6 protein-coding genes and 1 pseudogene are annotated in these 6,964 nt (G+C 65.4%); all 7 read left to right on the top strand.

From position 1 onward, the window contains the following. Nucleotides 1–10 precede the first annotated feature (10 nt). Nucleotides 11–1,006: a glycosyltransferase family 4 protein gene (locus tag OX89_RS11900; protein WP_047350762.1), complete on the top strand. Its 996-nt coding sequence runs from the start codon at nucleotides 11–13 to the stop codon at nucleotides 1,004–1,006. Further along, nucleotides 1,000–1,872 (top strand): glycosyltransferase, encoded by an 873-nt coding sequence (locus tag OX89_RS11905; RefSeq protein ID WP_047350763.1) that lies wholly within the window; start codon nucleotides 1,000–1,002, stop codon nucleotides 1,870–1,872. The genes OX89_RS11900 and OX89_RS11905 overlap by 7 nt, the downstream gene beginning before the upstream one ends. Continuing rightward, entirely contained in the window at nucleotides 1,869–3,020 is a 1,152-nt protein-coding gene (locus OX89_RS11910; RefSeq protein ID WP_234305555.1) for a hypothetical protein, read from the top strand. The genes OX89_RS11905 and OX89_RS11910 overlap by 4 nt, the downstream gene beginning before the upstream one ends. A gap of 35 nt (nucleotides 3,021–3,055) precedes the next feature. After that, nucleotides 3,056–4,603, top strand: a complete 1,548-nt coding sequence (gene lysS, locus OX89_RS11915; protein WP_011806371.1) for a lysine--tRNA ligase — start codon at nucleotides 3,056–3,058, stop codon at nucleotides 4,601–4,603. Nucleotides 4,604–4,676: 73 nt separating this feature from the next. Further along, nucleotides 4,677–5,702, top strand: coding sequence for a diguanylate cyclase domain-containing protein (locus tag OX89_RS11920; RefSeq protein WP_047350765.1), 1,026 nt, complete (start codon nucleotides 4,677–4,679; stop codon nucleotides 5,700–5,702). A 39-nt stretch (nucleotides 5,703–5,741) separates the two neighbouring features. Beyond that, a complete protein-coding gene (locus OX89_RS11925; RefSeq protein WP_047350766.1) occupies nucleotides 5,742–6,410 on the top strand; it encodes a mechanosensitive ion channel family protein in 669 nt (222 codons plus the stop codon). A 362-nt stretch (nucleotides 6,411–6,772) separates the two neighbouring features. Continuing rightward, a pseudogene (locus tag OX89_RS11930) lies at nucleotides 6,773–6,919 on the top strand (leucine ABC transporter subunit substrate-binding protein LivK); the annotation flags it as partial. Between the last annotated feature and the right edge of the window lie 45 nt (nucleotides 6,920–6,964).

The following is a 6,964-nucleotide window of genomic DNA, read 5'->3' on the forward strand; positions in this document are numbered from 1 at the left end:
CTCCACCAGAATGCACACGCGCTACATCCTGCTGTTGCAAGAAGACATGGCCGTTGGCGGTATTCACACCGCCACACAGGCGCTGGCGAATGCACTGCGGTGCGCAGGCCAGATACCGGTCGCCTTGGCTCTGCGCAATACGCGCATCGGAGCGCTTCTGCGTGCCGTTTGGCGGGCCGACATCATCGTAGCCACGAACGGCTTTCTACCGTCCTATGCAGCCTGGCTGCTGGGCATGCTGCTGCGCCGGCCCGTGGTGGCATGGCTTCACGGCCCCACGCAGGAGGTGCTGGAGCACGCCCATGCCAGTGCTGCCAAACGCGCCTGGCTGCGCTGGCTGTATCGCCGACTACGCTGGGTGGTGTTCGTCTCAGCCCACACACGCGACTCGTTCCTTGAATTCACGGGCGGTGCAGCGGCAGGGCAACGCCTGGAGGTGATTCCTAACGCCCATCCTGATTGGCAGCCCGCGCCAATGGGCGCGTCACCGCAATACCTGGGTTTCGTGGGTAGGCTTGCGCCGGAGAAGCAGCCCGAATTGCTGGTGCAGATGCTGCGCTTGCTGCCGACTACTTATCGGCTTTGCATGGTAGGCGATGGCCCTTCACAACCGGCGCTGTGTGCAGCCGGTGCTGACCTGCAGCAAGTCGGCCGGCTGGAGTTGCGCCCTTTTCACCTCGTACAGGCCACGGTGTACGCCCCATGGCAAGTTACCGTGCTCGCATCGCTCTACGAAGGCTGCCCCATGGCAGCGCTGGAATCGCTGGCCGCTGGCAGGCCCTGCGTAGGCCTGCCTATCCCCGCGCTGCGCGAAATGTTGGGGCCAGACATGCCCTATGCGCTGGCCCACGACTGCAGCGCGGCTGCGCTCGCTCGCGCCGTGCAAACCGTGTGCGCCATGCCACCCGAACAACTGGCGCACGACATGGCCCAGGTGCTGCGCCGCTACAGTCCTGAGCGCTTTTCGCATAACTGGCAACGCGTGCTGCAGGAGGCGGCGTGCTGATCCACTTCATTCACCCCGGCAGCGCTTACCTGCCCGAACTGGCGGCATATGGCGACTTCCTTGCGGCGCTGGGGCACAGCGCGCAGGTGCATTCCCGCCCTGCGAGCGTGCCTGCAGATGCGGTCATCTGCTGGTGGATGTGCGGCCGCGTGCCGCACGACGCGGCGCGGCGGCTCAGCCATGCCTTTCACATCCATGAATACGCATCGGCTTCAGTGCCGCCCTGGCCCAAGGTCAAGGACCGGGCCAAGCGCGCCCTGCAGCCCGTGCCGCAGTACCGCCTTTTCCAGAATACCTGGGTGCGCGATCGGCTGGGATTTTCCGACGGCGTGCCGTACGAGTTCCGTGACATGGGCGTGGAGCCATCCTTTCTTGCCACGTGTGCGAGACGGGCTGCGCCCGAGTTCGACGGAGTCTATCTGGGGGACATGCAACGCCTGCGGCAGTTTGTGCCACTCTTGACCGCATTACAACAGGCAGGCCAGCGCACTCTGCTGATTGGCGAGCCGCCTGTCGATCTGCGTAAAACACTGCACACCTTGGGGCACGTCACGGGTCGCGTTCCGCACGGTCAGGTACCCACCCTGCTGCGCCGCGCGCGCTACGGACTGAACCTGGTTCCTGACCAATTGCCGTACAGCCAACAGACGTCCACCAAACTCATCGAATACTGCGCGGCAGGTTTGCCAGTGGTCAGCACCGACTACGACTGGGTGCGGGCCTTCGAAGCGCAGCACGGAGCGCGCTTTGCCTACCTGCCCATACCAGACATGGCTGGCTGCGTGGTGCCTGATGTATCCACACTGGCATGGCCGCGCGTACTTGAACGACTGGCACTCTGGCGCCGCCTGGGGCTGTGCCCGTGAACCGCACCTCGCTGCTGATGGCCGGAGCCAGTCTGATCGCGCTGATCGCACAAGCGCTCATGGGTGCGGCCATGCTCCACTTCTTCACGCCCACGGCGGCAGGCCACTTCGCCGTCGTAGCACAAGTGGCGTTTTTCTGGGTCACGCTGGCACTGGCACAAAGCCCACTTCAGTTCCTTGCCGACGCACACCTGCCCCCACAGCGGGCGCTTCGTGCTGCTCTGCGCGCCAGCCTGTTGCGCTGGATACTGCTGCTGCCCCTGGTGGCCGCAGCCCTATGGTGGTCGAGTCCCGTCCTCCCTTTGACCACCGTGGTGGCCTGGGCCGGGCTGCTAGCGCTGTTGCAAATGGGCTGGTACCTGGCCCAGCCCTGGGTATTGCGCACGGCATCACCGATGTCCGCCGCCTGCGTACGCACAGCCCCCCCCTTGCTGGCGCTGGCGCTGGCCGCCGGGCTGGGTATGCGTGGAAACGCTGACAACGCCACCGGCCTACTGGCCGCGGCGGCGTGCGGCTATGCAGTGGGGGCGCTCTGGTTGCTTCACGGTAGCCGCACCGACCATCCACCTCAATCCGCAGCAAGGCAATCCGACGGCCGCAGCGCTCTCTTGCGCATGGCGCACGCGGTAATGGATGCCGTGGCCGGCGTAGCTCTGGTGTTGGCCTGGCAGCGGCAGCATGGCACGGCGGACGCCAGCTATCTGGCAGTGCTGCTACGGCTGTTCGGCTTAATGCCCGCCATCGTGCACGCGGCTTGGTCACAAGTGCTGCTGGCACAAGCGCGGCCCTCACGCTTGAAGTCGCTGGGCGTAGGGATGGGAGCTGCCCTGGTCACAGGGCTGATCGGTCTGGGGAGCGCCGCCGTACTGCAGACCACACTGCTGGCGCCTACATGGCAGGGCCTGCTGCCCTATATACTGCCCATCATGCTGTGGCAGGGTAGCGCATGCATCTTCGCGGCACTGAGCCATCGGCCCTTCCAGCAGGGACTGGCGCGCCGCTACTCATTGCTGACCATAGGTTTCAATATCATGCAGATAATGGTGCTGCTCGCCCCCATGGGTTGGACGCCGCAGGTGCACCTGTGGTGGCTCGCCGGCCTTTGCACCGCTGGGCTGCTGATGCTGTCGGCCTGGATGGCAAAATAGAGGGCTTCTGCCCAAGTTCCAGCCAGCACTCCGCCATGTCCACTGAAGCCACTCCTGCACCAGCCCCCCAGGACGAAAACCAACTCATCGCCGAACGCCGTGAAAAGCTCAAGGCTCTGCGCGAGAACCAGGCCCAGGGTCAAGGCGTGGCATTTCCCAACGACTACAAGCCCCAGCACCATGCCGCAGTGCTGCAGCAGCAGTACGGCACATTGGATGGAGAAGCGCTCGAAGCCCAGGCGATCACGGTGAGCGTGGCCGGCCGCATGATGCTCAAGCGCGTCATGGGCAAGGCCAGCTTCGCGACCCTGCAGGATGGATCGCTGGGTGACACCGGCGGGCGCATCCAGCTCTACGTGACACGCGACGCCATTGGCGAGGAAGCCTATTCCGACTTCAAGCGCTGGGACCTCGGTGACATCCTGGGTGCCGAAGGCACGCTGATGAAGACCAAGACCGGCGAGCTATCGGTCAAGGTGTCGCGCCTGCGCCTGCTCACCAAGAGCCTGCGCCCCATGCCCGACAAGTTCCACGGTGTGGCCGACCAGGAGGTCAAGTACCGCCAGCGCTACGTGGACCTGATGACCGACGAGGCCGCGCGCCGGCGCTTCGTCGCGCGCAGCAAGGCTGTGGGCAGCATCCGCTCTTTCATGATGGAGCACGGCTTCCTGGAGGTGGAAACGCCCATGCTGCACCCCATTCCCGGCGGCGCCAACGCCAAGCCCTTCGTCACCCACCACAATGCGTTGGAGCAGGAGATGTTCCTGCGCATCGCGCCCGAGCTGTACCTCAAGCGCCTGATCGTCGGCGGCTTCGAGCGCGTGTTCGAGATCAACCGCAACTTCCGCAACGAAGGCATCTCGGTGCGCCACAACCCCGAGTTCACGATGATGGAGTTTTATGCGGCCTACTGGAACTACCGCGATCTGATGGATTTCACCGAGGCGCTGGTGCGCGATGCCGCACTCAAGGCCACGGGCACGCTGCAGCTCACCTACGGTGGCCGCGCGGTGGATCTGGCCCAGCCCTTCCAGCGCCTCACGATCCGCGAGGCCATCTACCAGCACACCGAGGCCGGCGCACATGTGGACGATGCCGCCTGGCTCATCAGCGCGCTCAAGAAACTGGGCATGACCGAGGAGAAGGACCGCCTGTCCACCCGGACCCTCGCCAGCCTGCAGGTGCTCTACTTCGAGGAAGAGGTGGAGGACAAGCTCTGGCAGCCGACCTTCATCATGGAGCACCCGACCGAGATCAGCCCTCTGGCGCGCGCCAACGACCTGCGCCCCGAGGTGACGGAGCGCTTCGAGCTCTACATCACCGGCCGCGAGTTCGGCAATGGCTTCTCGGAGCTGAACGACGCCGAAGACCAGGCCGCCCGCTTTCATGCGCAGGTGGCTGCCAAGGACGCGGGCGATGACGAGGCCATGTTCTTCGACCACGACTTCGTACGTGCGCTGGAATACGGCATGCCGCCCACAGGTGGTTGCGGCATCGGCATCGACCGGCTGATGATGCTGCTCACCGACAGCCCGAGCATCCGTGACGTGATCCTGTTCCCGGCCCTGCGGCGCGAGCACTGACCCGTGGGCATGCGTGGCCGCACGTGGCCACGCTGACATCCCGCCGCACCAGCGGCCTCCACTGCGCCACCTCATGAGCCCTCCTGCCAGCGCCAACGCATTTCCGCAGTTCCTGCTTGAGCCCTTCAGCGTGCTGCTGGTGGAGGACCAGGCGTCCGTGCGCGCCACACTGGCAGGCGAGCTGCGCCATGTGGGGGTGTCGGAAGTACTGGAGGCCGCCTCGGCCGACGCGGCGCTACAGCTGTTCAAGCTGCGGCGTCCCGACCTGGTGCTGCTGGACATACGCCTTCCTGGCGGCAACGACGGCTACTGGGTGGCCCAGCGCATGCGCGAGGCAGAACCCGGCGGCTGGACGCCCATCATCTTCCTCTCGGGGCTGGATGGCGACCTGGATGTGTGGCGCGGCATCGAAGCCGGCGGAGATGACTACCTCGTCAAGCCCGTCAAGCCGATCGTTCTGGCCGCCAAGCTGCGCGCCATGCGCCGGCTGCGCGACATGCGCAGGCGCCTCGTGGAACTGACCGAAGAGCTGCACGTGGCCAACCAGCACCTCAACGAGATGGTGGAGATGGACCCGCTCACGGGGCTGGTCAACCGCCGCGGCTTCGACCGCATCCTGCACAGCGAGATCCTCGCCGCGCGGCGCGACGGAGTGCCGCTCACGCTGATGCTGTGCGACCTGGACCATTTCAAGAGATACAACGACACCCTGGGCCATGTGCAGGGCGATGCCTGCCTGAAGGAGGTCGGCCGCGTGCTGCACGACGTCTGCATGCGCCCGCGCGACGTGGCCTCGCGCTATGGCGGCGAAGAATTTGCACTCATCCTGCCCAACACGCCGCGCTCGGGCGCCATGACGTTCGCGCGCGCGCTGGGCAAGCTGTTGAAGGCCCGCGCCATCGCCCATCCGGGCTCGCCCAACGGCGAAACGCTCACGCTGTCGGGTGGCATTACCACGTGCGTGCCCGACGACGGTACCAGCGCCGAGACCATGCTCATGCGCGCCGACGAGGCCCTGTATGCCGCCAAGGCCCAGGGCCGGGACCGCTTCTTCAGCTTCGAGATGCAGATGGACACCATCGAGCAGCGGCAGATTTGAGCCGCGCCAGCGCTTGCCCACCCGTTCATTGCCCATGACATGCTGCCGCGACTGAAAACCGCCCTCCCCGTCTGGATGCACGACTGGCTCGACATCATCGTGCCCGGTGTGCAGATTGTGCTCATCGTCCTGGCCGCGCTGCTGCTGCAGCGCCTGCTGCTGCGCATCATCATGCGGGCCAGCGACCACTACCAGTTCCCGCACGAACTGCTCACACCCATCAACGCCGTGGTGCGCTGGCTCATCCTGGGCAGCGCCGGCCTGCTGGTGCTGGAGCGCCTGGGGGTGTCAGCGGCCGTGCTGTGGACGGCCTTCACCGGCTTCGCCACAGTGGGCGCGGTGGCGTTCTTCGCGGCATGGAGCGTGCTGTCCAATCTGTTTTGCGCCTTTCTGATCTTCACCGTCGGCCCGTTCCGCGTGGGAGACCACATCGAACTGCTGGACACCGCCGACAAGCCCGGCGCCCTGGGCCGCGTGATGGACATCAACTTGCTTTACACCACGCTGGAGGACGCCACCGCCCCCGAGCCTGGCACGCTGCTGCAGATTCCCAACACACTGATCTTCCAGCGCGTGGTGCGCCGCTGGCGTGCCGGCACGCCGGTGCCGGAGTCACGGCTACATCCTGCTCCGGATTCCGCCGCCTGCGCCGCCACCGCTCGCGAGCCCGCCAGCACGCCCGCGCCCAAGCCGGCGAGCTTTCCTTGATGGCCCAAGTACATCGACGGAGTTGATGCTCATCAAAATATAGCTGTCCGCGCTTGATGGGCGGGCGCTGCAGGCCTTTTTGACATATATTCGGGCACCCCACGGCCGCACAGCGCGGTCACTGCGCCCCGGGTGACGGGCAAAACCCTATCGCCCCCGCGCATGTCAGTCCGCCGTAAGCCCCGCGGACAACGCTGCCCGTCTTTCGGCAACAGCCCTAGCAAAAACCTTCCGGCAGGGCCACCCCCGGTTACCCTGTTGCCAACGCCACACGTCCCGTTAATCTTTGCGGCCTACGTCTCAGGCCCCCACTGGGGCCTGTTGATTTTTCAGACCGCTTTACCCAAAGTTGAAAGAGTCCTATGAGCATTCCGTTCCGCATGCACACCGTCGTTGCCGCACTGGGTCTGGCCGGTGCCGCTTTGTTCTCCACCGCGCATGCGCAAGTCAAGATCGCCATGGTGATGCCCACCACTGGCCCGCTGACGCAGTACGGTGACATGGTCAAGTGCGTATTCCACGCGATGGCGGACACGATTCCATGCTGATGGCGG

The sequence above is a fragment of the Diaphorobacter sp. J5-51 genome, assembly GCF_001023515.1.
Taxonomy (GTDB): domain Bacteria; phylum Pseudomonadota; class Gammaproteobacteria; order Burkholderiales; family Burkholderiaceae_C; genus Diaphorobacter; species Diaphorobacter nitroreducens.